This is a genomic window from Streptomyces sp. NPDC006512, from assembly GCF_040611935.1.
In the GTDB taxonomy this organism is placed as follows: Bacteria; Actinomycetota; Actinomycetes; order Streptomycetales; family Streptomycetaceae; genus Streptomyces.
On record NZ_JBEXPG010000058.1, the window covers coordinates 1 to 23,594 of the forward strand.

22 protein-coding genes are annotated in these 23,594 nt (G+C 73.8%); 13 read left to right on the forward strand and 9 right to left on the reverse strand.

Going from position 1 to position 23,594, the window contains the following annotated elements; all coding sequences use genetic code 11:
* Nucleotides 1–169 precede the first annotated feature (169 nt).
* Both ABZZ17_RS31200 and ABZZ17_RS31205 read left to right on the forward strand, forming a co-directional pair.
* Nucleotides 170–1,588, forward strand: coding sequence for an NAD(P)/FAD-dependent oxidoreductase (locus ABZZ17_RS31200; RefSeq protein WP_356881011.1), 1,419 nt, complete (start codon nucleotides 170–172; stop codon nucleotides 1,586–1,588).
* The gene (locus ABZZ17_RS31205) at nucleotides 1,588–2,106 is read left to right on the forward strand and encodes an O-acetyl-ADP-ribose deacetylase (RefSeq protein WP_356881013.1); all 519 of its coding nucleotides are present in this window, start codon (nucleotides 1,588–1,590) and stop codon (nucleotides 2,104–2,106) included. The genes ABZZ17_RS31200 and ABZZ17_RS31205 overlap by 1 nt, the downstream gene beginning before the upstream one ends.
* 4 nt (nucleotides 2,107–2,110) lie before the next feature.
* On the opposite strand, the gene ABZZ17_RS31210 is transcribed toward ABZZ17_RS31205, so the two are convergent.
* Nucleotides 2,111–2,593: an Lrp/AsnC family transcriptional regulator gene (locus ABZZ17_RS31210; protein ID WP_356881015.1), complete on the reverse strand. Its 483-nt coding sequence runs from the start codon at nucleotides 2,591–2,593 to the stop codon at nucleotides 2,111–2,113.
* A 145-nt stretch (nucleotides 2,594–2,738) separates the two neighbouring features.
* On the opposite strand from ABZZ17_RS31210, the gene ABZZ17_RS31215 reads away from it, so the two are divergent.
* From ABZZ17_RS31215 to ABZZ17_RS31245, 7 genes are all read left to right on the forward strand, one after another.
* Nucleotides 2,739–3,734, forward strand: a complete 996-nt coding sequence (locus ABZZ17_RS31215) for a DMT family transporter (protein ID WP_356881017.1) — start codon at nucleotides 2,739–2,741, stop codon at nucleotides 3,732–3,734.
* Entirely contained in the window at nucleotides 3,727–4,932 is a 1,206-nt protein-coding gene (locus ABZZ17_RS31220) for an aromatic amino acid transaminase (protein WP_356881019.1), read from the forward strand. The genes ABZZ17_RS31215 and ABZZ17_RS31220 overlap by 8 nt, the downstream gene beginning before the upstream one ends.
* A gap of 191 nt (nucleotides 4,933–5,123) precedes the next feature.
* Nucleotides 5,124–5,705 (forward strand): toxin, encoded by a 582-nt coding sequence (locus ABZZ17_RS31225; protein ID WP_356881021.1) that lies wholly within the window; start codon nucleotides 5,124–5,126, stop codon nucleotides 5,703–5,705.
* Nucleotides 5,702–6,910, forward strand: a complete 1,209-nt coding sequence (locus ABZZ17_RS31230; RefSeq protein ID WP_356881023.1) for an MAB_1171c family putative transporter — start codon at nucleotides 5,702–5,704, stop codon at nucleotides 6,908–6,910. The genes ABZZ17_RS31225 and ABZZ17_RS31230 overlap by 4 nt, the downstream gene beginning before the upstream one ends.
* Nucleotides 6,907–7,845, forward strand: a complete 939-nt coding sequence (locus ABZZ17_RS31235; RefSeq protein WP_356881025.1) for a DNA-binding protein — start codon at nucleotides 6,907–6,909, stop codon at nucleotides 7,843–7,845. Before ABZZ17_RS31230 ends, ABZZ17_RS31235 begins: the two co-directional genes overlap by 4 nt.
* 89 nt (nucleotides 7,846–7,934) lie before the next feature.
* Nucleotides 7,935–8,414 carry a DUF3574 domain-containing protein gene (locus ABZZ17_RS31240; protein WP_356881027.1) on the forward strand — a complete coding sequence of 160 codons (480 nt, stop codon included), beginning with the start codon at nucleotides 7,935–7,937 and terminating at the stop codon, nucleotides 8,412–8,414.
* A gap of 152 nt (nucleotides 8,415–8,566) precedes the next feature.
* Entirely contained in the window at nucleotides 8,567–10,624 is a 2,058-nt protein-coding gene (locus ABZZ17_RS31245; protein WP_356881029.1) for a SpoIIE family protein phosphatase, read from the forward strand.
* A 37-nt stretch (nucleotides 10,625–10,661) separates the two neighbouring features.
* Here ABZZ17_RS31245 and ABZZ17_RS31250 read toward each other — a convergent pair whose 3' ends face one another.
* Nucleotides 10,662–13,382 carry a SpoIIE family protein phosphatase gene (locus ABZZ17_RS31250; RefSeq protein ID WP_356881100.1) on the reverse strand — a complete coding sequence of 907 codons (2,721 nt, stop codon included), beginning with the start codon at nucleotides 13,380–13,382 and terminating at the stop codon, nucleotides 10,662–10,664.
* A 98-nt stretch (nucleotides 13,383–13,480) separates the two neighbouring features.
* Nucleotides 13,481–14,467 (reverse strand): helix-turn-helix domain-containing protein, encoded by a 987-nt coding sequence (locus ABZZ17_RS31255; RefSeq protein WP_356881031.1) that lies wholly within the window; start codon nucleotides 14,465–14,467, stop codon nucleotides 13,481–13,483.
* A gap of 113 nt (nucleotides 14,468–14,580) precedes the next feature.
* Here ABZZ17_RS31255 and ABZZ17_RS31260 point away from each other — a divergent pair, with 113 nt between their 5' ends.
* Nucleotides 14,581–15,189 (forward strand): cysteine hydrolase family protein, encoded by a 609-nt coding sequence (locus ABZZ17_RS31260; RefSeq protein WP_356881033.1) that lies wholly within the window; start codon nucleotides 14,581–14,583, stop codon nucleotides 15,187–15,189.
* Here ABZZ17_RS31260 and ABZZ17_RS31265 read toward each other — a convergent pair.
* Nucleotides 15,147–15,659 (reverse strand): GNAT family N-acetyltransferase, encoded by a 513-nt coding sequence (locus ABZZ17_RS31265; protein ID WP_356881035.1) that lies wholly within the window; start codon nucleotides 15,657–15,659, stop codon nucleotides 15,147–15,149. The genes ABZZ17_RS31260 and ABZZ17_RS31265 overlap by 43 nt on opposite strands.
* A 126-nt stretch (nucleotides 15,660–15,785) precedes the next feature.
* The gene (locus tag ABZZ17_RS31270; protein WP_356881037.1) at nucleotides 15,786–16,934 is read right to left on the reverse strand and encodes a glycerate kinase; all 1,149 of its coding nucleotides are present in this window, start codon (nucleotides 16,932–16,934) and stop codon (nucleotides 15,786–15,788) included.
* Nucleotides 16,935–17,077: 143 nt separating this feature from the next.
* Between ABZZ17_RS31270 and ABZZ17_RS31275 the strand changes: the two genes are divergently transcribed.
* The 3 genes from ABZZ17_RS31275 to ABZZ17_RS31285 are packed head-to-tail and all read left to right on the forward strand — an operon-like array spanning nucleotide 17,078 to nucleotide 19,834.
* Nucleotides 17,078–18,796: a BCCT family transporter gene (locus ABZZ17_RS31275; RefSeq protein WP_356881039.1), complete on the forward strand. Its 1,719-nt coding sequence runs from the start codon at nucleotides 17,078–17,080 to the stop codon at nucleotides 18,794–18,796.
* Between the two features lie 52 nt (nucleotides 18,797–18,848).
* On the forward strand, nucleotides 18,849–19,346 hold the full coding sequence (locus ABZZ17_RS31280; RefSeq protein ID WP_356881041.1) for an NUDIX hydrolase: 498 nt from the start codon (nucleotides 18,849–18,851) through the stop codon (nucleotides 19,344–19,346).
* 59 nt (nucleotides 19,347–19,405) lie between these two features.
* A complete protein-coding gene (locus ABZZ17_RS31285) occupies nucleotides 19,406–19,834 on the forward strand; it encodes a hypothetical protein (protein WP_356881043.1) in 429 nt (142 codons plus the stop codon).
* A 1-nt stretch (nucleotide 19,835) separates the two neighbouring features.
* On the opposite strand, the gene ABZZ17_RS31290 is transcribed toward ABZZ17_RS31285, so the two are convergent.
* The 4 genes from ABZZ17_RS31290 to ABZZ17_RS31305 all read right to left on the reverse strand — a co-directional run bounded on the left by ABZZ17_RS31290 (nucleotide 19,836) and on the right by ABZZ17_RS31305 (nucleotide 23,502).
* Complete coding sequence (locus ABZZ17_RS31290) at nucleotides 19,836–20,327, reverse strand: methylated-DNA--[protein]-cysteine S-methyltransferase (protein ID WP_356881045.1); 492 nt, start codon at nucleotides 20,325–20,327, stop codon at nucleotides 19,836–19,838.
* 11 nt (nucleotides 20,328–20,338) lie between these two features.
* The gene (locus tag ABZZ17_RS31295; RefSeq protein WP_356881047.1) at nucleotides 20,339–21,823 is read right to left on the reverse strand and encodes an AlkA N-terminal domain-containing protein; all 1,485 of its coding nucleotides are present in this window, start codon (nucleotides 21,821–21,823) and stop codon (nucleotides 20,339–20,341) included.
* 175 nt (nucleotides 21,824–21,998) lie between these two features.
* A complete protein-coding gene (pssA, locus tag ABZZ17_RS31300) occupies nucleotides 21,999–22,820 on the reverse strand; it encodes a CDP-diacylglycerol--serine O-phosphatidyltransferase (RefSeq protein WP_356881102.1) in 822 nt (273 codons plus the stop codon).
* 25 nt (nucleotides 22,821–22,845) lie between these two features.
* Nucleotides 22,846–23,502: a phosphatidylserine decarboxylase gene (locus tag ABZZ17_RS31305; protein WP_356881049.1), complete on the reverse strand. Its 657-nt coding sequence runs from the start codon at nucleotides 23,500–23,502 to the stop codon at nucleotides 22,846–22,848.
* Nucleotides 23,503–23,594 lie beyond the last annotated feature (92 nt).

The following is a 23,594-nucleotide window of genomic DNA, read 5'->3' on the forward strand; positions in this document are numbered from 1 at the left end:
CCCGCGTACTGGACGTACTTGGCTTTCGCCCGGTGCGGCGAGAGCGCGTGCCAGGCGTCGCGGGGCAGACGGGAGTTTGACGACAGGCCCTAGGGGTTGGGGCGGAGCCGTCGGCCGCCGGCGGCGCAATAAGCTGGGGTCAGTGCCCGCCGGACGAAGGAGTCGCACAGTGCCGCCGATCCTCGATGCGGTCGTGGTGGGGGCGGGGCCCAACGGCCTGACCGCCGCCGTCGAACTGGCCCGCCGCGGCCACTCCGTAGCCGTGTTCGAGGCCGCCGGAACCGTCGGCGGCGGGGCCCGTACCGAGGAGCTCACCCTCCCCGGCTTCCGGCACGACCCCTGCTCCGCGGTCCACCCCCTCGGCATCGGATCGCCGGTGTTCAAGACCATGCCGCTGAAGCGGTACGGGCTGGAGTGGCTGCACGCGCCCCTGCCGATGGCGCACCCCTTCGACGACGGCACCGCCGCCGTGCTGTCGCGCTCCGTCGCCGAGACCGCCGCGTCCTTCGGGCCGCGCGACGCGGGCGCGTACCGGCGCCTGGTGGGCCCGTACCTCGGCAAGTGGGACACCCTGGCCCGGGACTTCATGTCCCTGCCGAGCACCGCCCTGCCCCGGGACCCGGTCACCCTGGCCCGGTTCGGGCTGGACGGACTGCCGCCCTCCACCTGGCTGCTGCGCCGCTTCCGCGACGACCGGGCCCGCGCCCTGTTCGCCGGGCTCGTGGCGCACGTCATCGCCCCGCTGGGCGGGATCGGGACCGGCGCCGTCGGCCTGGTCTTCGCCCTGGCCGCCCACGCCGGCGGCTGGCCGATGCCGCGCGGCGGCTCGCAGTCCGTCTCCGACGCCCTCGCCGGCTACCTGCGCGACCTCGGCGGCACCGTCCACACCGGCTACGAGGTCAAGCGGCTCGACGACCTCCCGCCGGCCCGCGCGTACGTCTTCGACACCTCCCCGACCGCCCTGGCCCGCATCGCGCGCCTCGGCCGCGCCTACGAGGGCTACCGGTACGGGGCCTCCGTCTTCAAGCTCGACTACGCGCTGGACGGCCCCGTGCCCTGGACGGCGGAGGAGGCCCGCCGGGCCGGCACCGTCCAGATCGGACCCCGCACCCGCGACATCGACGCGGCCCTGCAACTGGCCTCGGGCGGCCGCGCCCCGCGCACCCCCTTCCTCATCACCGCCCAGCCCAGCCTCGTCGACCCGGGCCGGGCGCCCGAGGGCAAGCACGTCTTCTGGGCGTACGGGCACGTCCCGGCCGGCTGGGACGGCGACCTCACCGAAGCCGTCGAACGGCAGCTGGAGCGCTTCGCCCCCGGCTTCCGCGACCTCGTGCTCGCCCGCGCCACGGCCGGCCCGCCCCAGCTCGCGGCCCGCAACCCCAACTACGTCGGCGGGGACATCGCCTGCGGCGCGGCCTCCGGCCTCCAGCTCCTGCTGCGCCCGAAGCTCACCCTGTCCCCGTACACGACCGCCCATCCGGCGGTGTTCCTCTGTTCCTCGGCCACCCCGCCCGGCCCGGGCGTCCACGGCATGTCCGGCCACAACGCCGCCAAGGCGGTCTGGCGCCACCTTCGGAAGGCCTCGTGATGGTCCGCATCACCCTCGTCCTCGGAGACATCACCGCGGAGCCGGCCGACGCGGTCGTCAACGCCGCGAACTCCTCGCTGCTCGGCGGCGGGGGAGTGGACGGAGCCATCCACCGGCGCGGCGGCCCCGAGATCCTGGCCGCCTGCGAAGACCTGCGGCGCTCCCACTACGGCAAGGGCCTGCCGACGGGCCGCGCGGTCGCCACCACCGCGGGCCGGCTCCCGGCGGCGCACGTGATCCACACGGTCGGGCCGGTGTGGTCCCGCGACGAGGACCGCTCGGAGCTGCTGGCCTCCTGCTACCGCGAGTCCCTGCGCGTCGCCGACGAACTGGGGGCCCGTACGGTCGCCTTCCCGGCGATCTCCACCGGGATCTACGGCTGGCCGATGGACGACGGCGCCCGGATCGCCGTCGAGACCGTGCGCGCGGCCCGCACCGAGGTCGAGGAGGTCCGGTTCGTGCTCTTCGACGAGAAGGCCTACGCGGCGTTCGAGGCCGCCGCCGGGGGCCCGGCGTAGACCGTCACCGGGCCCGCTTCGCCTGGCCGGGGGCGGGGCGCGGGTAGGTCCGGGACTGCTTGACGCTGCCGTAGGCGAAGCTCGACTCGATCGAGGCGATACCGGGAATGGCGTGGATCCGGTGGCGGACCAGTGCCTCGTACGCCTCCAGGTCCTCGATGACCACGCGCAGCAGGTAGTCGCTGCTGCCCGCCATCAGGTAGCAGTCCTGGATGTGCTCGATCACCGCCACGTGCTCTTCGAACGTCCCGACGGCCTCCGCCGTGTGCCGCTCCAGGCGGATCCGGACGAAAACGGTGACGGGGAGACCGAAGGCGACCTGGTCGACCATGGCCGTGTAGCCCCGGATCAGGCCCGCCTCCTCCAGGCGGCGGACCCGGCGCAGGCAGGGGGAGGGGGACAGCCTCACGCGGTCGGCGAGGTCCTGGTTGGACAGCCGCCCGTCGGCCTGCAATTCCCGGATGATCTGCAGATCGACGGCGTCCACGGTTCCTCCAGGGCGTTTCTTGGCAGATCCTGCCCCAAACGTATGTCCGAGCGACAGAACTGGCAATCGGCTGCCCCGGCCCAGGCCCTAGCGTTGCGAGGGAACGGGCCAGACCGGTCCGCGCTCACAGGCTGGAGCAACTTCCTTGGTCGCGACCACCACCACCGGGGCGGCCGCTCCCCTCCGCGCGGAGGGCCCGCGGGCCGGAAACCCCGGCCGCCGCGGGCTCTCCCCCCAGGGCCGGGGCATGCTGGCCCTGCTGGTCACCGTGGCGATCTGGGCCGCCTTCGCGCTCAGCGCCCGCGCCCTGAGCACCTCCACGCTCCTGCCCGCCGACGCCGCCCTGCTGCGTTTCGGCGTCCCGCTGGTCGTCCTGCTGCCCGCGCTGTGGAAGCGCCGCGAGCGCATCGCCGCGGTCCGGCCCGGTCCCGCCCTCAAGATCGTCTGTGGTGCGGGGGTGCCGTTCTTCCTCGCCGCCATGCACGGCGGCGCCCTGACCTCGGCCGCCTTCGTCGGCTCGATCGTCCCCGGCATGGTCCCGCTGTTCGTCTCCGCCCTCATGGCAGCCCGCGGACACGGCCTGCCCCGGGGAGCGCAGACCGCCGGCCTCGCCCTGATCGCGACCGGCGTGATCGCCCTGGTCTGGCGGCACGTCGTCCCCGTCGACACGGACGTACTGGCCGGCGCCGGCACCCTCCTGGTCGCCAGCGGGCTGTGGGCCCTGTACACGGTGGGCCTGCGCGACGTCGACCTCGACCCCGTGGGCTCGATCGGCCTGCTCTGCCTTCCCTCCTTCGCCGTGATCGGACTCCTGGTGCTGACCGGGGTCCTCCCGAGCGGCCTCGCCCACGCCGAGGGCGCGGACATCGCCCTCTTCCTGGTGGTGCAGGGACTCGGCGTGGGCCTGTGCGCGGGCCTGCTCTACGCCTTCGCGATCCGCCGGCTCGGTGCCGAACGCGCCTCGGTCGTCGGCAGCCTCAGCCCCGTCGCCGTCGTCCTGCTCGCCATCCCGCTCCTCGACGAGAAGCCGGCCCTCGCCGTCCTCGTCGGCGTGCCCCTGATCACCGCCGGCGTGGTCCTCGCCAATCGCCGCCCCCGCCCCCACGCCCGCCCGCTCCCCGAGGTTCCCGCAGATGCTTGAGCTCCTTCCCCCGCCGCCCACCGATCCCCTGTGGGACCTGACGTACGAGTTCGGCGGCGACGAGCGGCCCGAGCGGCTGAACCTCGTCCTCGGCGTGTACCGCGACGACACCGGCCGCACGCCCGTGATGGCCGCCGTCCGCGAGGCCGAGATACGCCTCGCCGAGCGCTCCGACTCCAAGGAGTACCGCGGGCTCTCCGGCAACGCCGGCTTCAACCGGGCCCTGCTGGCGCTGGTCCTGGGATCCGGCGGTCCGGCCGACCGGGCCGCGGCCGTCCAGACCGTCGCCGGCTCCGGCGCGCTGCGGCTGCTGGCCGACCTGATCTGCCGGACCCGCCCCGGCACGACGGTGTGGATCAGCGACCCGGCCTACGTCAACCACCGGCCCATCCTGGAGGCGGCCGGCCTGACCGTGCGCACCTACGGCTGGCGCGACGCCGAAGGCGGCTTCGACACCGCCGCGGTCCTGCGCGACCTCGGCGCGGCGCGGCGCGACGACGTCGTCCTCCTCCAGGGCTGCTGCCACAACCCGACCGGCGCCGACCCCTCCCCGCAGGACTGGGAGGCCCTCGCCGACCTCGCCGCCCGGACCGGCTGGGTGCCGTTCGTCGACCTCGCCTACCACGGCCTCGGCGACGGGCTGGAGGCCGACCTGGCGGCCACGCGGCTGCTCGCCTCCCGGCTGCCGGAGGTGCTGGTGGCCGTCAGCTGCTCGAAGAACTTCGGCCTGTACAGCGACCGTACGGGCTGCGCCATCGTCGTCGGCGCCTCGGCCACGGCCGTGCGGCACGCCGAGACGGCCCTGCAGAACGCCGCCCGGACCCTGTACTCGATGCCGCCCGAGCACGGCGCCGCCGTCGTGACGGCCATCCTGGAGGACGAGCGGCTGCGCCGCTCCTGGGAGGCGGAACTGGACGTCATGCGCGGCCGGATCGCCGCCAACCGGGCCGAACTCACCGCCCGCCTCGACGCCCTGGGCTGCGAGGTCCAGGCGCGGGCCCTGGCGCGGCAGAAGGGCATGTTCTCGATGCTGCCGCTGACCTCCCCGCAGATGCTCCTGCTGCGCAGGCAGTTCGCCATCTACGGCACCACCTCGGGCCGCATCAACATCGCCGGAATCCCGCCCCACCGGATCCCCTGCCTCGCCCAGGGCATCGCCGCCGTCCTGGAATCACGGCACATGTCGGTGAATTCGTAAACACGGCCCCCGAAAGGCGTGGCCGAAAATCCCTCCGGGCCGGGCGGCCGAATCTGCCGGGGAATGGCCGGATGGAACTCGCCGCACGGATCGCGACGGCGGGCGTGTGGCATCATGGCCGCGTCGTCGCACGGGAATCGGCGGCGCGACTGGGCGAGGACGGCCGCGCAGGGGTTCGGCGGAGGACTGTGATGAAGTTACCTGGCTCTGCGTCATCGACGTCCGAGGACAGAAGGCTCCGGCGCCGCCTCAAGCGGGTCCGCCACACCTGCGAGGAACTCCTCGCGCAGTGGGGCATGGAGCACGGATGCGGGATCGACGAACTCCACCACTATCTGACCGAACAGCGCAACCGGCCCATCCATTTGATATCCACGCCGTTCCCCGAACGCCACCTGTTCGGCATATGGCTGAAAATGGATGACTTCGACGTCATCGTGTACGAGAAGGCCGCCTCCTCTTCACACAAAGAGCACATCATCGCGCACGAACTGGCGCACATCGCCTTCGAGCACAAGGGTTCCGTGCAACTCGGCGGAGGCGATTCGGGCCAGCTGGTCCCCGACGTCGACCCCGCGGCCGTCCGCGGCATGCTGATGCGCTCCCGCTACAGCGACGACGAGGAACAGGAAGCCGAGACCATGGCCTCCCTGATCCTCGCGCGGGCCGCGAAGCGGTGGACCGAACCCGCCTGGGGCGTCCCCGCCGACGCCGCCGAGATCGTCGCCCGCATCGAGAACGGCCTCGGCAAGCCGGACCAGGGGTGCGTGTGATCTACGGGATCCTCGCGTGGATCTGCGCCGTCGTCGGCATCGCCGCCTTCGCCTACCGGCTCCCCGACCTGCTCCGCAGACGACACGACATCGCCCTCTGGGCGCTGTGCACGTACTTCCTCTGCTCCGGGATCAGCTTCCTCGTCGACCTCGACCTGCTGCGGCTGCACATCTCCGGATTCTTCGGACTCCCCAACATCACCTCGCTGATCACCCAGATCGCGGTCGTCATCCTCACCGCGGCCCAGCAGGTCGTCCTCGTCTACTGGTCGTCGCCGCCCGCCGAGGCCCGGCGGATGGCCCGCCGGCGCGTGCTGTTCTTCACCGCCGCGCTGTGCGTCCTCGTCCCCACGTCGCTCGCCGTGGGACCCGCCACCAAGTCCGAGACGGCCACCTCCACGATCCTGCTGAGCATCGAGGACGGCCGGTACGCCCTGTACATGTCCTTCTACCTGCTGATCTGCGCCATCGGGCAGTTCGAGACGGTGCGGCTGTCGCTGCGCTTCACCAAGATGGCCAACCGCCAGTGGCTCGCGGTCGGCATGCGGACCGTCACCGTCGGCGCGAGCCTGATCCTCGTCTACTGCGTGACGCGCAGCATCCAGATCGCGGGCACCCGGCTCGACTTCGACGGCGCCGGCCTCGACCCCATCCAGTGGACGAGCGGCAGCATCGGAGCCCTCCTCCAGATCATCGGCTGGACCATCCCCTCCTGGGGCATCCGCGTCACCCGGGCCCGCGGCTGGATCCGCAGCTACCGCTCCTACCTCCGGCTGCGCCCGCTGTGGTGGGCCCTCTACCAGGCGTCCCCGGACATCGCGCTGGACCCGCCCCGCTCCATGCCCCGCGACCTCGTCCCGCCCCGGGACCCCCACTACAGCCTCTACCGGCGCGTCATCGAGATCCGCGACGGCCAGCTGATGCTCCGCACCTCCCTCTCCCTCGCGGACTTCGCCCGCGTCGCCCGTTCCCTGAACCTCCCCGAGGACCCCACCTCACCCCTCGGAGAGGCGCTCCAGGTGCGCGCCGTCCTCAGCCGGCCCGCCGACCAGCGCGCGGAACAGGCCGACGCGGCCGACATCCCCGTACGCCCGCCGTACGAGGACTTCCGCGAGGAGGTGGAGTGGCTGACGGAGGTCGCCGCCTCGTTCACCGCCCTCGGACAGCGCCGCGACGGGCCGGTCGACGCGGGTCTCCTGTCATGAGCGCCCCGGACCACCCCGAGCCCGGGCTCCCCGCCGACCGGGCCGGGGAGCCCGGCGCGCTGCACGCCGCGGCCCTGCGCACAGTCCGGCGCCTCGTCGCCCTGGACACCGAGCACGGCGCCACGGCCGCCGTACCCGCCGTACGGGAAGCCGTACGGAGCTTCCCGCAGCTGTCGGCCGACCCCGGGAGCCTGCACGCCGAGGACGCGGACCGGCTCGCCGCCCTGGCCGAGCTCGCCGAGGTCATCGGCTGGATCCTGTTCGACGCCGGCCTGCACCCGCAGGCCCGCCGGATGAACGCGCGCGCCCTGGCGCTCGCCGGCCTGTGCGGAGACCGCTGGACGGCGCGCCTGGTGCTGCTCAACCACAGCATGCTCGAAGCCCACACCGGACGGCCGCGGGCCGCCCTGGCGTCCGCCGCGCGCGCCGTCGGACCGAAGCCGCTGCCCGCCCGGGTGAGCAGCCTCGTCCTGATCCGCCAGGCCCACGCGCTCGCCATGCTGGGCGCGAGCCGCGAACCCCTCGTGCTGATCGCCCGCGCCCAGAGCCGCTTCCTGGACGGCGTCTCGTACCGCGACCCGCACTGGGCCTGGTGGATCGACCAGAGCGAGCTCCTCGGCCACCGGGGCTGGGTCCACGCCCGGCTGGGCCGCTGGGACCGGGCCGTCCCCCTCCTGCACGCCGCGGCCGCCGCTCCCGGACCGTCCTACCGGCACCTGTTCACCGCCGAGCTGCTGGCGGCCCTGGTGCGCGCCGGGGCCTGGACCGAGGCGGAGGACCTCATCGCGGACCTCGCGCCGCGGGCCGCCGGGATCGGCTCCGTACGGACCACCGGGACCCTGCGCCGCACCGCGCGGGGCCTGCGCCGCTCCGGGGCCGCACCGGGCCGCCTGAAGGACGCGGCCGTCTTCCTGCTGGAGTCCCTGCCCGCCTAGCCGGCGCGGACCGGACCCGCACCCCGAGCACCACCCCCGAGCGCCACCCCCCACCCCCTCCACGAACGACAGACAGGGACTGAAGACACATGCGATCCATCCGGATATCGATGCCCGCCGCCGCCCTCTTCGCGGTGGGCGCGCTCCTGTTCGCCGTGGGGAGACCCGTGGCCGACGTCGCGTTCGACACGCGTGCCACCACGGCCGCCGCGGAGCAGCAGTCCGCCTCCCAGGTGGGCAGCCCCTTCATCTCCACGCACCTGTACTTCGGCACCGGCCGCCACAACGGCCACCCCCCGATCACCGACGCGGAGTTCATGAAGTTCGTGGCCGACGTGGTCACGCCCCGGTTCCCGTCCGGGCTGACCCTCCAGGAGGGCCGCGGCCAGTGGCGGGACAAGGAGGGCGACATCAACGGGGAGCGCTCCTACGAACTGACCGTCCTCTACCCCGTGAACGAGGCGCACCGGCGCAACATCGACATCGAGTACATCCGCCGCCTCTACTGCAAGACGTACGAGCTGGAGTCGGTCGGCCGCGCCGACGTCCGGGCGCAGGCCGACTTCTGATCCGCAGGGGGACCGCCCGGCCAGGGCGGGCGGTCCCCCGACCGTCCCCGCCCGCCCCCCGTCCCCGCCCGGCTCCGCCCCGACGCGCCGTTCCGAGCGCTCGGATAGGGTGAATCGGAAGGAATCAGGCCCCCCGGGGTGAGGTCGGTGCATTGGACACTTACCAGTCGACGAGCGAGGTGCCCGACCGGCCGACACCGGCGGTCGGATACGCCGGCGTACTCCGCGAGCTGCTGCCGATCGCCCTCTGGCGGGAGGACGCGGACGGCCTCGTCGTCGAATGGTCGCTGGCCGCCCAGGACCTGCTCGGACACCGTCCCGAGGACATCCTCGGCAGGCCCGGCACCGCCGTGCTCGTCCCCGAGGCCAACCAGGAGCTCGCCGACGACCTGACCCGCCGCGTCCAGGCCGGCGAGACCGTCGTCGGGACCCTGCCCGTCCGCCACCGCGACGGACACCGCGTGGCGATGGAGATGTGGATCGTCCCGGCCGCCGACCCGCAGGGCCGTACGGGCGCCCTCCTGATCGCCGTGGAGACCTCCGAGGTCCTGCACATGCGGGACTCCCTCGCCGCCCTCCAGAGCCTGTTCACCCAGTCCCCGATCGGCCTCGCCACCCTCGGCCCCGACCTGCGCTTCCTGCGGGTCAACGACGCGCTGGCCCGGATGAACGGCGTACCCGCCGCCGACCACCTCGGCAAACGCCTCACCGAGGTCGTCCCCGGGGTCAACGCCGCCGCGCTGGAGGAGACCATGCGCAAGGTGCTGGAGTGCGGCAGCGCCGTCGTCGACGTCCGCCGCACCGGCCGCACCCCCGCCGACCCCGACCACGACCGGACCTGGTCCTGCTCCTACGCCCCGCTGCTCGACGGGAGCGGCCGCCGCCTCGGCCTCATCGCCTCCCTCATCGACATCACCGAGGGCCAGCGGGCCCAGCTGGAGGCCGAACGGGCCCGTACCCGCTTCGCCCTCCTCGCCGAGGCCGGCACGCGCATCGGGACGACCCTCGACCTGAACCAGACCGCCCGGGAGATCGTCGACATGCTGGTGCCGCAGCTCGCGGACTCGGCCGACGTACAGGTCCTGGAGGCGGCCCTCGACCCGGACGAGTCGGCGGCCTCCAACCACGGGGTGCTGCGGCGCCTCGCGGCGACCTTCCCCGACCCGGCGGCGCCCACCGCCCGCCTCGCGGCCGGCCAGACCTTCCAGGTCCCGTCCGGGACGGTGTACGAGCGGGTCGTCACCGAGGGCATCCCGATGAACCTGTACGCCTCCGACGTCCCGGCGCTGATCACCGACCCGCGCGCGCAGGCCCTGCGCGACTACCTCGCCACGCTCGGCTCGGCGCGGATGGTGCCGCTGGTCGCGCGCGGGAAGGTGCTGGGGGCCGTCGCGGTGACCCGCGTGCGCGGACGCGAGCCGTTCGACGCCCAGGACTGCGTCCTGATCGAGGATCTCGTCTCGCGCGCCGCCCTCAACATCGACAACGCCCGGATGTACACCAACCAGCGCCGGGCCGCCCTCACCCTCCAGCGCAGCCTCAGCAACAGCGCCCTCCCCGAGGTGGCGGGCCTCGAACTGACCGGCCGCTACCTGCCGGCCAGCGACCACGACGTGGGCGGCGACTGGTTCGACGTCATCCAGCTGCCGCGGGGCCGTACCGGTCTCGTCATCGGCGACGTGATGGGCCACGGCATCCACGCGGCCGCCGTCATGGGCCAGCTCCGCACGGCGGTACGGACCCTCGCCCGCGAGGACGTGCCGCCCGCCCGGCTGCTGCAATCCCTCGACGCGGTCGTCGCGGACCTCGGCGAGGACGAGATGGCCACCTGCGTGTACGCCGTCCACGACCCGGCGACCGGCGGCTGCGCCATCGCCCGCGCCGGGCACCCCCCGCCCGCCGTGGTCACCGCCGACGGGACGGTCACCTTCCTCGACGGGCCGCCCGGAACCCCGCTCGGCACGGGCGGCCGGGACTTCCGCACCGAGGAGGTGCCGCTGCCGCCGGGGAGCCTCCTCGCGCTGTACACGGACGGCCTGATCGAGGCCCGCGACCGGGACCTCGACGAGGGGATGGAGCGGCTCGGCCGGGCGCTGGAGCGGGCCGGGCAGCCGCTCGACGAGCTGTGCGAGGGGATCCTGGCCGAGCTGCTGCCCAGGGCCCCGGAGGACGACGTAGCGGTCCTCCTGGCCCGTACCCGGGCCGTCTGAGGCCCCCGGCGGGCCGTCCCGGCCCCTGCCCCGCCCGTCACCAGGCGAGGTCCTCCAGCGCGTCGATGTCCGGGGCGGGCGCCGCAGCCGGCTCGGGGCCGGCGGTCAGGGACAGCTCCGCCCAGATGACCTTCCCGCGGTCCGTGTAGCGGGTGCCCCACCGCTCGGCGTACTGGGCGACGAGGAACAGGCCGCGGCCGCCCTCGTCGGTGGTGGCCGCGTACCGCAGGTGGGGGGAGGTGCTGCTGCCGTCGGAGACCTCGCAGATCAGGTTCCGGTCGTACAGCAGGCGGACCCGGACGGGCGCCGATCCGTACCGGATGGCGTTGGTGATCAGCTCGCTGAGGACGAGTTCGGCGGTGAAGGAGATGTCCTCCAGCCCCCACGCGGCGAGCTGGGCGGCGCCCGCGTTCCGCACGCGGGACACCGCCGACGGATCCCCGGGCACCTCCCATTCGCAGATGCGGCCGGGATCCAGCCGCCGGGTGTCGGCGACCAGCAGGGCGATGTCGTCGCTCGGGGCCGGGAACAGCAGCGCGGCCAGGACGTCCGCGCAGGCCTGGTCGGGGCTGCGGCCGGGCCGCGACAGGGTCTCGCCCAGCAGCACCAGCCCGGTGTCGAAGTCCCGGTCGCGGTCCTCCAGGAGGCCGTCCGTGAACAGGACGAGCCGGCTCCCCTCGGGCAGCCGCAGTCCCGTCGCCTCGAACGGCATGCCGCCCACCCCGAGGGGGAGCCCGGTCGGCAGTTCGGGGAACTCCACCCGCCCGTCGGCGTGCACCAGGGCCGGGCCGGGGTGGCCGGCGCTGGCGATCGTGCAGTTCCCGGAGACGGGGTCGTACACCGCGTACAGACAGGTGGCCCCGGTGATCCCGGCGGGCTCCTCCCCGACGTCCGCGACCTCCCCGGCTTCCGCGGCGTCCGCGCCCCGCACGGCACCGGGGCCGGCCCGGACGCCGCTCTCCAGCTGGTCGATCCGGTCGATCAGCTCGTCCAGGTGCCCCAGCAGCTCGTCGGGCGGCATGTCGAGGGTGGAGAAGTTGTGCACGGCCGTGCGCAGCCGGCCCATCGTCGCCGCCGCGTGCACCCCGTGCCCGACCACGTCCCCCACCACGAGCGCCACCCGCGCCCCGGGCAGGGGGATCACGTCGAACCAGTCGCCGCCCACCCCCGCCTTCGCCGGCAGGTACCGGAAGGCGACGTCCACGGCGCTCAGGTCGGGCAGCACCCGGGGCAGCAGGCTGCGCTGGAGGGTCACGGCGGTGGCGTGCTCGCGGGTGTAGCGGCGGGCGTTGTCGATGGAGACGGCCGCCCGTGCCCCCAGCTCCTCCGCGAAGGACAGGTCCTCCTCGTCGAAGGCCTCCGGGGTGTCGGCGGCCCGCCAGAAGTTCGCCATGCCCAGCACCACGCCCCGGGCCTGGAGCGGTACGGAGATCAGCGAGTGCAGCCCGTAGTCGAGGGCCACCCGGGTACCGGCGGCGTCCTGGGCCCGCCAGCCCATCGCGGCGTTCAGGTCGGCGGCGAGCACCGCGTGCCCGGCGTCCAGGGCCGCGGCCATCGGAGCCGTCGGGACGGCGAACCGGATCACGTCGCCGACGGGCTGGAGCGGCTGGTCGCCGCGCACCCCGGACATCGCCGCCCGGCGCATCTCGGTGTGCGCGCCGGCCGTCCGGGAGGGCTCCTCCCCGCGCAGCACCGGCTCCAGCAGCTCGACGGTGACGAAGTCCGCGAATCGCGGTACGGCCACCTCCGAGAGCTCCTCGGCGGTGCGCACCACGTCCAGGGTGGTGCCGATCCGCACCCCGGCGTCGTAGAGCATCTGGAGCCGTTCCCGGGCCACCTCGGCGCGTCCGGAGAGCGCGGCGAGCTCGGTGGAGTCGCGCAGGGTCATGACGCTGCCCGAGGGCCGGCCGGCGAAGGTCTCGGTGGGGCGCACGTTCACCGCGAGGAGCCGGTCGCCCGCCAGGTGGACCTCGTCCGTGACGACCCGCCCGGAGAGCAGCATCTCCGCGGTGCGCGGGTCGAGGCCCAGCTCGTTCACGTGGCGCTGTTCGGCGTCGGCGGGCAGGTCCAGGAGCCGGCGGGCCTCGTCGTTGGCGAGCAGCAGCCGGTCGTGGGCGTCGACGATCAGGACGCCCTCGCGCACGGCGTGGAGCACCGCTTCGTGGTGTTCGTTCATCCGGGCCATCTCGACGGCGCCCAGGCCGCGGGTCTGGCGCCGCAGCCGCCGGCTGACCAGCGCGGCGCCGCCGGTGCCGAGGAGCACGGCGCCCGCCGCCGCGCCGAGCAGCAGCGGCAGCTGGCCCTCGACCACGTCCCCCACGTTCTGGATCTCGATGCCGGTGGAGACCAGGCCGACGACGGCGCCGGACTCGTCCCGTACGGGGACCACCGCGCGGACGGCGTCGCTGGGCTCGCCCAGGAACACCTCGGTGAAGGACTGTCCGGCCGCGGCGCGGCTCAGGTCGCCGGTGGCCTTCCGGCCGATCAGCTCCGGCCGGGAGTCGGTGTAGCGGACCCCGTCGAGGGTCATGACGGCGACGAAGTCCACCCCGGAGGCCTTGCGGGCGCCCTCGGCCAGCGGCAGGAGCGCGAGCGTCGGGTCCGGTGACCGCAGGGCGGCGGGCAGGCCGGGGGCGTGGGCGAAGGCCTCGGCGGCGGCCAGGGAGCGATGCCGGGCGTCCTGCCGGCTGTCGTAGCGGGCCTGGAAGACGAGGGCCAGCGTGCCCGCGGTGATCAGCACCATGACGATGACCGCCATCAGCGCGAACACCTGACCGGCGAGGGTGCCGGGCGCGAGGGAGAGGCGCGCGAGCAGGCCTGCCGGCCGCGCTTCCCCGTGTCGACCCGAACGTCCGGTCATGAGCCCTTTCTAACACTGTCGCCGCGTCCGGGTGTGGTGGCCGCCGCCGCCCGGTACGCGCGCGGGCTCTGGCCGACGTGGGTCCCGAAGTGCTGGCGGAAGGTGACCTCGCTGGCGAACCCGGTCCGCCGGGCCACTTCCGGGACGGGGTGGTCGGTGCGTTCCAGGAGTTTGCGGGCCTCGTCCAGACGGCGGCCGAGCAGCCAGCGGTGCGGGGTGGTGCCGGTCGCCGCGGTGAAGTGCCGGGCGAAGGAGCGGGGCGACATGCCGGCCCAGCGGGCCAGGGTGGCCACGTCCAGCGGCTCGTGGAGCCGGCGCAGCGCCTGCTCCCGTACGGCCGCCAGGGCCTCGGCGGTCCGGTCCGCCGCCGGAGTGGGCCGGTCCAGGTACTGGGCGTGGTCTCCGGTGCGGAAGGGGCCGGTCACCATCGACCGGGCGATCGTCGCCGCGGCCTCCGCCCCGTGGGCCTCCCGCACGAGGTGCAGGCACAGGTCGATCCCGGAGGCGACCCCGGCCGAGGTCCACAGGCCGTCGTCCTCGACGAAGAGCGGGGCCTCCTCGACGAGCACCCCGGGGTAGCGGGCCGCGAGCTGCGGGGCGAGCCACCAGTGGGTCACCGCCCGGCGGCCCTCCAGCAGCCCCGCCTCGGCGAGGACGAAGGCCCCGGCGCACAGGGCGGCCACCGGCACGCCCCGGGCGTGCGCGGCCCGCAGCGCGGCGAGGACCGGCTCGGGCGTGGGGTCGGCGGGCTCGGCCAGGGCGGGCACGACGATCAGGTCGGCGCTGCCGAGCCAGTCGAGCCCGCGGTCGGGGGTGAGGGTGAGCCCGCCGGGCAGGTCGATCGGGCCGGTGTCCAGCGCGCACCGGCGCAGCTCGAAGGGGGGCACCCCGGCCCGGCTGCGGTCCGGTCCCCAGACCTCGGTGATGACGGCGAGGTCGAAGCTGCGGATCCCGGGCTGGGCGACGATCGCGACGCGCTCCATGGGGCCACTGTGCCAGACGGGACGACCGCCATGCTGCCAGTCTGGCAGGATCCCATCGATCGGGGTCCCGGGAGCCCCTGGGACGGGACCGGCGCCGGGCACAGGATGGAGCCATGACCGACACCGAGAACGCCCCGCACCTCGCCGCCGACAGCGCCCTGATCGTCATCGACGTCCAGAAGGGCTTCGACGACGCCTCCTTCTGGGGCCCGCGCAACAACCCGGCCGCCGAGGACAACATCGCCGCCCTCATGGACGCCTGGCAGGCCTCCGGCCGCCCGGTGGTCCTCGTACGGCACGCCTCGCGTCCCGGCTCCGTCCTCGCCCCGGACCAGCCCGGATACGCCTTCAAGGACCTCGTGGAGGAGCGCCGCCACGAGTCCCTGCTCGTCACCAAGACCGTGAACTCCGCCTTCTACGGAACCCCCGACCTGGCCGGCTGGCTCGCCTCGCGGGGCATCGGCCAGGTGGTCGTCGCCGGGATCCAGACCAACATGTGCGTCGAGACCACGGCCCGGATGGCGGGCAACCTCGGCTACGAGGTCCTCGTGCCGCTGGACGCCACCCACACCTTCGACCTCGCCGGTCCGGAGGGGCTCTCCCTGACCGCCGACGAACTCGCCACCGCCACCGCGGTCAACCTCCAGGGCGGCGGCTTCGCCCGCGTGGTGACCACGGCTCAGCTGCTCTCCGCCGCCCCGGCCGCCCAGCTCACCGCGTAGAACCGCAGCCGCCCGTCCTCCCGGACGAGCCGCATCCCGGCGGCGGCCATGACGCGCTGCGAGGCGGTGTTCTCCACCGCCGTGTCGCCCTCCACCGCGGACGCCCCGTGCCGCCGGGCGTGTTCCAGCAGCGCGCGCAGGGCCTCGGCGGCGTACCCGTGGCCGCGCGCCCCGGGGACCAGCCCGTAGCCGACGGTCACCCGGCCCCGGGCGTCGGCGGGCCCGTGGAAGCCGGCGCCGCCGACCACCAGGCCGTCCCCGCGCAGCCGGACCTCGTACGCGCCGAACGGCGGCGGGCAGCCCGCCCCGGCGAGGACCCGCAGGTGGCGCTCGGCGCCCGCCCGGTCGGCGGCGTCCGGATACCCCGGTCCCCACCGGTCACCCGGCCCGGGGACGCCGGACAGGAGGCGCAGGGCCCCCTCCCGGTCGAGGGGTACGAGCAGCAGGCGCGGTGTCGTCAGGGCGTCCATGGCACCCAAGGAACACCGCCCGGGGCACCCGGCGCACCCGGATTTCCGGTCCGGGAGTACCCGTTCAGGGGTACGGGCCCGCACCCCCGAAGGGGTACGGGCCCGCGGCCGTGCGTCAGGCCGCCGTCACAGGACGTCGGCGGCGATGTTCTCCGCGACCCGCTCCAGCAGGGGACCGGCGTTCGGGATGGACTTCGCCGGGTCGGGCTCCAGGTCGCTCAGCGGGTACGCCTTGCGGATCCCGGCGGCCTCCAGGGCCTCCTGGGTCAGCAGCAGGCGGCCGCAGACCGCCACGACCGGCTTGCCCGCCGCGCGCGCCGCGGCCGCGACGCCCGCCGGGGCCTTGCCGTGCAGGGTCTGCTCGTCGAGGGAGCCCTCGCCGGTGATGACCAGCGTGGCCCGCTCCAGCGCCGGGGCGAAGCCCAGCACCTCCAGCATCAGCTCGATCCCGGGACGGAACGTCGCACCGAGCAGGAGCGCCCCGTAGCCGATGCCGCCGGCGCCGCCCGCGCCCGGCAGCACCGCGCACTCGGCGGCCTTCGGGCCGATCGACTTCTCCAGCACCACCGCGAAGTGCGCCAGCGCCGCGTCGAGGGCCGCCACGTCCTCGGGCGACGCCCCCTTCTGCGGGCCGTACACCGCGGCGCAGCCCTTGGGGCCCGTCAGCGGGTTGTCGACGTCGCTCGCCAGGACGAACTCGACCCCGGCGAAGCGGGGGTCGATCCCGGACAGGTCCGCCGAGGCCAGAGCGGCCAGCGCGCCGCCGCCCGGGCCGACCGGTTCGCCGTTCGCGTCCAGGAACACCGCGCCCAGCGCCGCCAGCATGCCCGCGCCGCCGTCGGTGGTCGCGCTGCCGCCCACGCCGAAGACGATCGAGCGGGCGCCCGCGTCCAGGGCGGCCTTCAGCAGCTCACCCGAGCCGTACGTGGTGGCCGTCAGCGCGGCGAAGGTGCCGGCGGGCAGCAGCTGGAGGCCGGAGGCCTCCGCCATCTCGACCACGGCGGTACCGTCGCGCAGTGCGAAAGCGGCCGTGACCTGGTCGCCGAGGGGTCCGGTGACCCGTACCTCCCGGCGTTCGAAACCGGCCGCCACAGCGGCCGCGACCGTACCGTCGCCGCCGTCCGCGACGGGGAGGGTCTCGATCTCCACGCCCGGTACGGCCTTGCGGAGCCCGGCCGTCACCCGCTCCGCGACCTGAACGGCCGTGAGCGAGCCCTTGAATTTGTCCGCGGCGATGAGCACGCGCGCGGTCTCAGTTACTGCTCCGTCCGTCACCTTGCTAATCCCTTGCTATCGAACAGTGCAGTCGCGCCCCCATGAGCCTATCCGGAGGATCCTCCTATGCCCATGGGTGGCCTGGGCCACATGCGGCGCGCCATGCCCCTAAATACGGATATACGCCTGCATAGTGTGGCCGCATGAGCACGGATTCACTGGAACAGTCACGTCCGGATACTCCAGGTGGGGGCTCCGGCGGGCCTGCGGACGGCACTCCCGACCGCAGTGTCGTGACCATCGGCGTGATCGCCGTGCTGGCCGTCGTCGCCTGGGCCGCGCTGGGCAAGGACTCCTTCGACAGCACCTCCGCCACCGCCCTCGGCTGGGTGCTGAACAACTTCGCCTGGCTGTTCGTGATCGCCGCCGACGTGTTCCTCGTCATGTGCGTCGTCCTCGCCGTCAGCCGCTTCGGGCGGATCCGGCTCGGCGCCGACGGTTCCGAACCCGAGTTCACGAACCTCGCGTGGATCGCGATGATGTTCAGCGCGGGCATGGGCATCGGCCTGATGTTCTACGGCGTCGGCGAGCCGCTCACCCACTACCTGAACCCGCCCCCGGCCTCCGGCGCGGCACCCGGCACCGGCGCCGCCGCCCTCGCGGCCATGGAGTACTCCTTCTTCCACTGGACGCTCACCCCCTGGGCCATCTACGGCATCGCCGGTCTCGCCCTCGCCTACGCGACCTTCCGCAAGGGCCGCGGCAACCGCCTCAGCTCCGCCTTCGTCCCGCTGATGGGCCAGGAGCGGGCCGACGGGTGGGCCGGCAAGGCCATCGACCTGCTCGCCGTCTTCGCCACCGTCTTCGGCACCGCGACCAGCCTCGGCCTCGGCGCGCTCCAGGTGTCCAAGGGCCTCAACATCACCACCGGGGTCGAGGACTCCACCACCGTCGAGCTGATCATCATCGCCTCGCTGTCGGCCGCCTTCGTGCTCTCCGCGTTCTCCGGCCTGCACAAGGGCGTCAAATGGCTGAGCACCATCAACCTCGTGCTCGCCGCCGTCCTGATGCTCTTCGTCTTCCTCCTCGGCCCCACCGTCTACATCCTGGACGTCATCCCCTCCAGCGTCGGCGGCTACCTGGACGAACTGCTGCCCATGGCCAGCCGCACCGGCGCCTTCACCGACAGCGCCTGGCTCGGCGCCTGGACCATCTTCTACTGGGCCTGGTGGCTCTCCTGGGCCCCCTTCGTCGGCACCTTCATCGCCAGGATCTCCCGCGGCCGCACCATCCGGGAGTTCCTCGTCGGCGTCCTGCTGGTCCCCAGCGGCGCCACCGTCGTCTGGTTCTGCGTCATGGGCGGCACCGCCATCCGCCTGCAGTCCACCGGCGCCGCCGACCTCGCGACGAAGCTCAAGGAGGGCACCGAGGCCTCGCTCTTCGCGATGCTCGACGCGCTGCCGCTCGGCACCGTCACCTCCTGGGTGGCGATGGTCCTGGTCATGACGTACTTCGTCACCAGCGCCGACTCGGCCTCACTCGTCATGGGCTCGCTGACCAGCCGGGGCTCGCTCAACCCGCCCACCTGGCTCGTCGTCACCTGGGGCGTCCTCATGGCCGCCGTGGCCGCGGTGCTCCTCGTCGCGGGCGGCCTGAAGTCCCTCCAGACCGCGACCATCCTGGTCGCCCTGCCCTTCGTGCTCGTCATGCTGCTGCTGTGCTGGGCCCTGGTGAAGGAGCTGCGCGAGGACCCCGGCGCGGGGCCCGCCCGCCACCACGCGCTCCACGGGCTGCGGGACGCCGTCAAGGCCATGGTCGGCGACGCCGTCACCGGACAGGGGCCGGCCCGCCACCCCCGGCTGCGGCGCGTCGCCGAGTCCAGGGGGCGCGACCGGGAGGACGGCGGTACCCCCCAGGCGTGATCGCGCGGGACTGCCCTGCGGGAAGCCCGGGGAGGCTGGGTAGGGTGGCGCCGTGACCACCACCGATGACTACGCCACCTACATCGCGAGCCTGCCCCGGGTGCTGGCCGGCGCGGCCGCCCTCTTCCGGGACGCCGAGGGCCGGGTCCTGCTCGTCGAGCCCAACTACCGTGAGGGCTGGGCGCTGCCGGGCGGCACCATCGAGTCGGACCTGGGGGAGTCCCCCCGGACGGCGGCCCGCCGCGAGAGCGCCGAGGAGATCGGCATCGACGTCCCCCTCGGCCGGCTCCTCGCCGTCGACTGGTCCCTGGGCGAGGGCCGCCCGCCGCTGGCCGCCTACCTCTACGACGGCGGCGTGCTCGACGCCGAGCAGCTCGCCGGCATCAGGCTCCAGGAAGAGGAACTGCTCTCCTGGAAGCTGGTCGCACCCGCCGAACTGACCACGTACCTCCTCGGTTCGCTGGGCCGCCGGACGCAAGAGGCCGTCCGCGTCCTGGAGTCGGGCGAGGGCACCGTGGAACTGGAGAACGGCCGCCGCCCCGCGGCGTAGCAGCACCCGGCAGGTCTTGGAGTTACCCGGCGCCGACGCGAGCAGGACAGAATCAGCAGATGATCACGATGTACGCCTGGCCGAGCACGGCCGACGGGCCCGACGCCCTCCCCATGGTCCACTTCACCACCGACCAGCAGGCCGGTGACGAGGTCACCGAAGACGGCTCGCCCGTCTGGCTGTTCGACACCGCGATACGCGAGGGCGGCTGGTCCCCCTTCGAGGACTTCGAGGGCTGGTCCGCGCCCGCCGAGGGATGGCAGGCCTTCTACCGCCGCGAGGACGACCTCCTCGCCGTCACCGGGCCCGCCTCCTGCGAAGGCTGGTACCAGGGCCGTCTCGGCGCCGACCCCGCCTGGGTGGAGGCCGCCGCCGCCCAGCAGGGCGTCGTGCTCCTCGCCGCCCCCGTCCAGCACCCCGACCTCTACGCCTACGCCGTGGAAGCGGGCGCCGGCTTCGCCCTCCTCGTCCCCCTCACGGTGATCTGACCTACCGTCCGGCCCCCTCGAACTCCAGCAGCCGCACCTTGCGCTCGATGCCGCCGCCGTAGCCCGTCATGCCGCCCGAGGCGCCGATCACGCGGTGGCAGGGCACGATGATGCCGACCGGGTTCTTCCCGTTGGCCAGGCCCACCGCGCGCGAGGCGTTCGGCTTGCCCAGCTCCGCCGCCAGCCGCCCGTACGACCAGGTCTCGCCGTACGGGATCCGTACGAGCTGCTCCCAGACGCTGCGCTGGAAGGCGGTGCCCTCCAGCCGCACCGGGACGGTGAACTCCTTCAGCTCGCCGGCGAAGTACGCGCTCAGCTGGCGCCGCACCTCGGGGAAGGGCTCCTCGCCGTCCGCGACCCGCTCGCCGAAGGTCTCCTCGGCCGGGCGGTGCCGCTGGCCGGTCATGTACAGGCCGCTGAGGATCCCGTCGGTGGCGACCAGCGTCAGCGGGCCGTAGGGGCTGTCGACGACGGTGTGCTGCTTGCTGCTCATGGCTGTGCTCCTCAGACGGGCAGGTGGTTGACGGCGTGGGCCTCGGTGGCCCACAGGTACTGGACGGCGTAGGCCCGCCACGGCCGCCACAGCGCCGCCCGGGACGTCAGCGCGGCCGGAGTGGACGGCAGCCCGAGTCCCCGGGCCGCCCGCCGCACCCCCAGGTCGGACGGCAGGAACGCGTCCGGGTCGCCCAGTGCCCGCATCGCGATGATCTCGGTGGTCCACGGCCCGAAACCGGGCAGGGCGTTCAGCTGGGCCCGGGCGGCCTCCCAGTCGCTGTCGATGCCGAGCGGCAGCGAGCCGTCCGCCAGGGCCGCGACCAGCGTGGTGAGCGTCGTCCGGCGGCTGCGCGGCATCGACAGCGCCTCCGGGTCGAGGGCGGCCAGGGCCTCGGGGGACGGGAACAGGTGCGTCAGCCCGCCGTGCGGGTCCTGTACGGGCTCCCCGTACGCGGTCACCAGCCGGGCCGCGTGCGTCCGCGCCGCGGCGGTGGACACCTGCTGGCCGAGCACCGCCCGTACGGCGAACTCCGCCGCGTCGACCGTACGCGGCACCCGGCGCCCGGGTGCCTTGTCCACCAGCGGGGCCAGCAGCGGGTCGGCGCGCAGCTGCCCGTCCACGGCCTCCGGGTCGGCGTCCAGGTCGAGCATCCACCGGCAGCGGCTGATCGCGATGGTCAGGTCCCGCAGGTCGGTCAGGGCCAGCCGGCAGGCGATGTGGTCGGGCCCGGGGGCCAGGGCCACCACCCCCGTGCCGTACGGGAGCCGCAGGGTGCGCCGGTAGGCGCCGTCGCGCCACTCCTCGACCCCGGGCACGGCGGTCGCGGCGAGGTGCCCGAAGAGGTTGTCCGGGTTGAGCGGAGCCCGGTACGGCAGGCGCAGGCTGATCGTCCCCGGGATCCGCGGCTGGTCCTCCCTGCGCCCCGCGGCCCGGCCGGCCCGGACGCGCAGCTCGCTGGGGGAGAGCGCGAAGACCTCCCGGACGGTGTCGTTGAAGGTGCGGATCGAGGAGAACCCGGAGGCGAAGGCGACGTCGCCCATCGGCAGCTCGGAGGTCTCGATCAGCAGCCGGGCCGTCTGCGCCCGCTGCGCCCGGGCCAGGGCCAGGGGACCGGCCCCTAGCTCGGCCAGGAGCTGGCGCTCCACCTGCCGGGTCGAGTAGCCGAGCCGGGTGGCGAGGCCGGGTACGCCCTCGCGGTCGACGACGCCGTCCTGGATCAGCCGTACGGCCCGGGCGACGGAGTCGGCGCGGGCGTTCCACTCGGGGGAGCCGGGGCTGGTGTCGGGGCGGCAGCGCTTGCAGGCCCGGTAGCCGGCCTGCTGGCAGGCGGCGGCGCTGGGCAGGAAGCTCATGTTCTGCACCTTGGGCGGTACGGCCGGGCAGCTGGGCCGGCAGTAGATCCCCGTGGTGCGGACGGCGGTGAAGAACCAGCCGTCGAAGCGGGCGTCCTTCGACTGCACGGCCCGCACGCAGCGGTCGGTATCGGTGTACATGGCTCCAGGATCCCGACCCCGGACCCTCCGGGCTGGCGGTTTTCCGACATCAAGGCTATCCCGCCGGGGCCCGGACGGGCGGCCCTCGCCCGGGGCCCGGCAGGCCCCGGGACGCGCGAAGGCCCCGGGGCCAAGGGCACCCGGGGCCTTCGTCGTGTCGCGTCGAGCGGCCGCGCTACGGGAGCTGCGCCGCCCGTGCCTCGCGCCGGTTGTGCCGGAAGGTGTTGGCCCTCCGGGTCGTCGCGAACAGCGGGATCGTCGCGGCCAGCGCGATCTGGAGCGCGCAGCCGGCCTGGAGCAGTACCTCGCCGCCCGGGGCGTCGAACGCCCAGGCCGCCAGGAGACCCATCGCCCCGACGATCCAGCTGAGCATCGCCGCCGCGAGGATGCCCCGCGGCTTCGGGTACTCGACCCGGCTCACCATGAGCCAGGCCACACCGATGATCGCGAGGAGCGTCGGGATGAACGGCAGCTCCAGCAGTACGACCGAGACGACCGTGAGCGCGCCGAAGGGGCTCGGCATGCCCTGGAACATGCCGTCCTTCATCGTCACGCAGCTGAATCTCGCCAGCCTGAGCACCACGGCCAGCAGCACCACGATCGCGGCCAGCGCGGACATCTTCTGGTGCGCGTCGTCGGCGACCATGCCGTAGACGAGCACGAAGTACGCGGGCGCCAGACCGAAGCTGATCAGGTCGGACAGGTTGTCCAGCTCGGCGCCCATCGGCGAGCTGCGCAGCTTGCGGGCCACGATGCCGTCGAAGAGGTCGAAGACCGCGGCGAGCAGCATCAGTATCACTGCCGTCGCGGCGCTGTGCCGGGCCATGCCCGACTCTCCGCTGCCGGTGAGGTGCGGGATGAGGATTCCGGTGGTGGTGAAGTACACCGCCATGAATCCACAGGTCGCGTTGCCGAGGGTGAGGGTGTCCGCTATCGACAGCCGCAGCGAGAGCGGCATGTCGTCCTCGGCGGACTCCTCCTCGGCCGACTCCGGCACCCAGCCGGTGGCGGGAGTCTCAGGGTCAGTCACGGTCAATTCGGGTCACCCCCGCGGTGGTGGCCTGACCGACCTCGACCGCGACCTCGACGCCCTCGGGGAGGTAGATGTCGACGCGCGAGCCGAAACGGATCAGACCGATGCGTTCGCCCTGCTCCACCTTGGTGCCGGCCGGCAGGTACGGGACGATGCGCCGGGCGACGGCGCCGGCGATCTGCACCATTTCGATGTCGCCCAGTTCGGTGTCGAAGTGCCAGACAACGCGCTCGTTGTTCTCGCTCTCCTTGTTGAACGCCGGGACGAACCCGCCGGGGACGTGCTCCACGGACGTGACCGTGCCCGCGAGGGGCGCGCGGTTGACGTGGACGTTCAGCGGGCTCATGAAGATCGCGACGCGGGTCCGCCCGTCCTTCCACGGCATGATGCTCTGCACCACACCGTCGGCGGGCGAGATGACGCGGCCCTGCGTGATCTCACGCTCGGGGTCGCGGAAGAACCACAGCATGCCCGCCGCGAGCGCGGTGGCGGGCACGGCCGCCGCGGCCCAGCGTCCGGACTTGCGGGCCCGGGTCAGGCTGAGCGCCGCGGTGGCGACGGTCGGCAGAAGCCACGGCGATGCTCCGCGAGCGATACGTCCACCGAGGAGGCCGACGCGAGGTGCAGAGGTTTGGCTGTGGGGCATGGATGACCTTCGTAGCGGGTGATTGCCGCGCCGTAAACGGGGGGACGGGACGGCGGCTTTACTGGAATGCTATCGGTTGCGCGCAACAACTG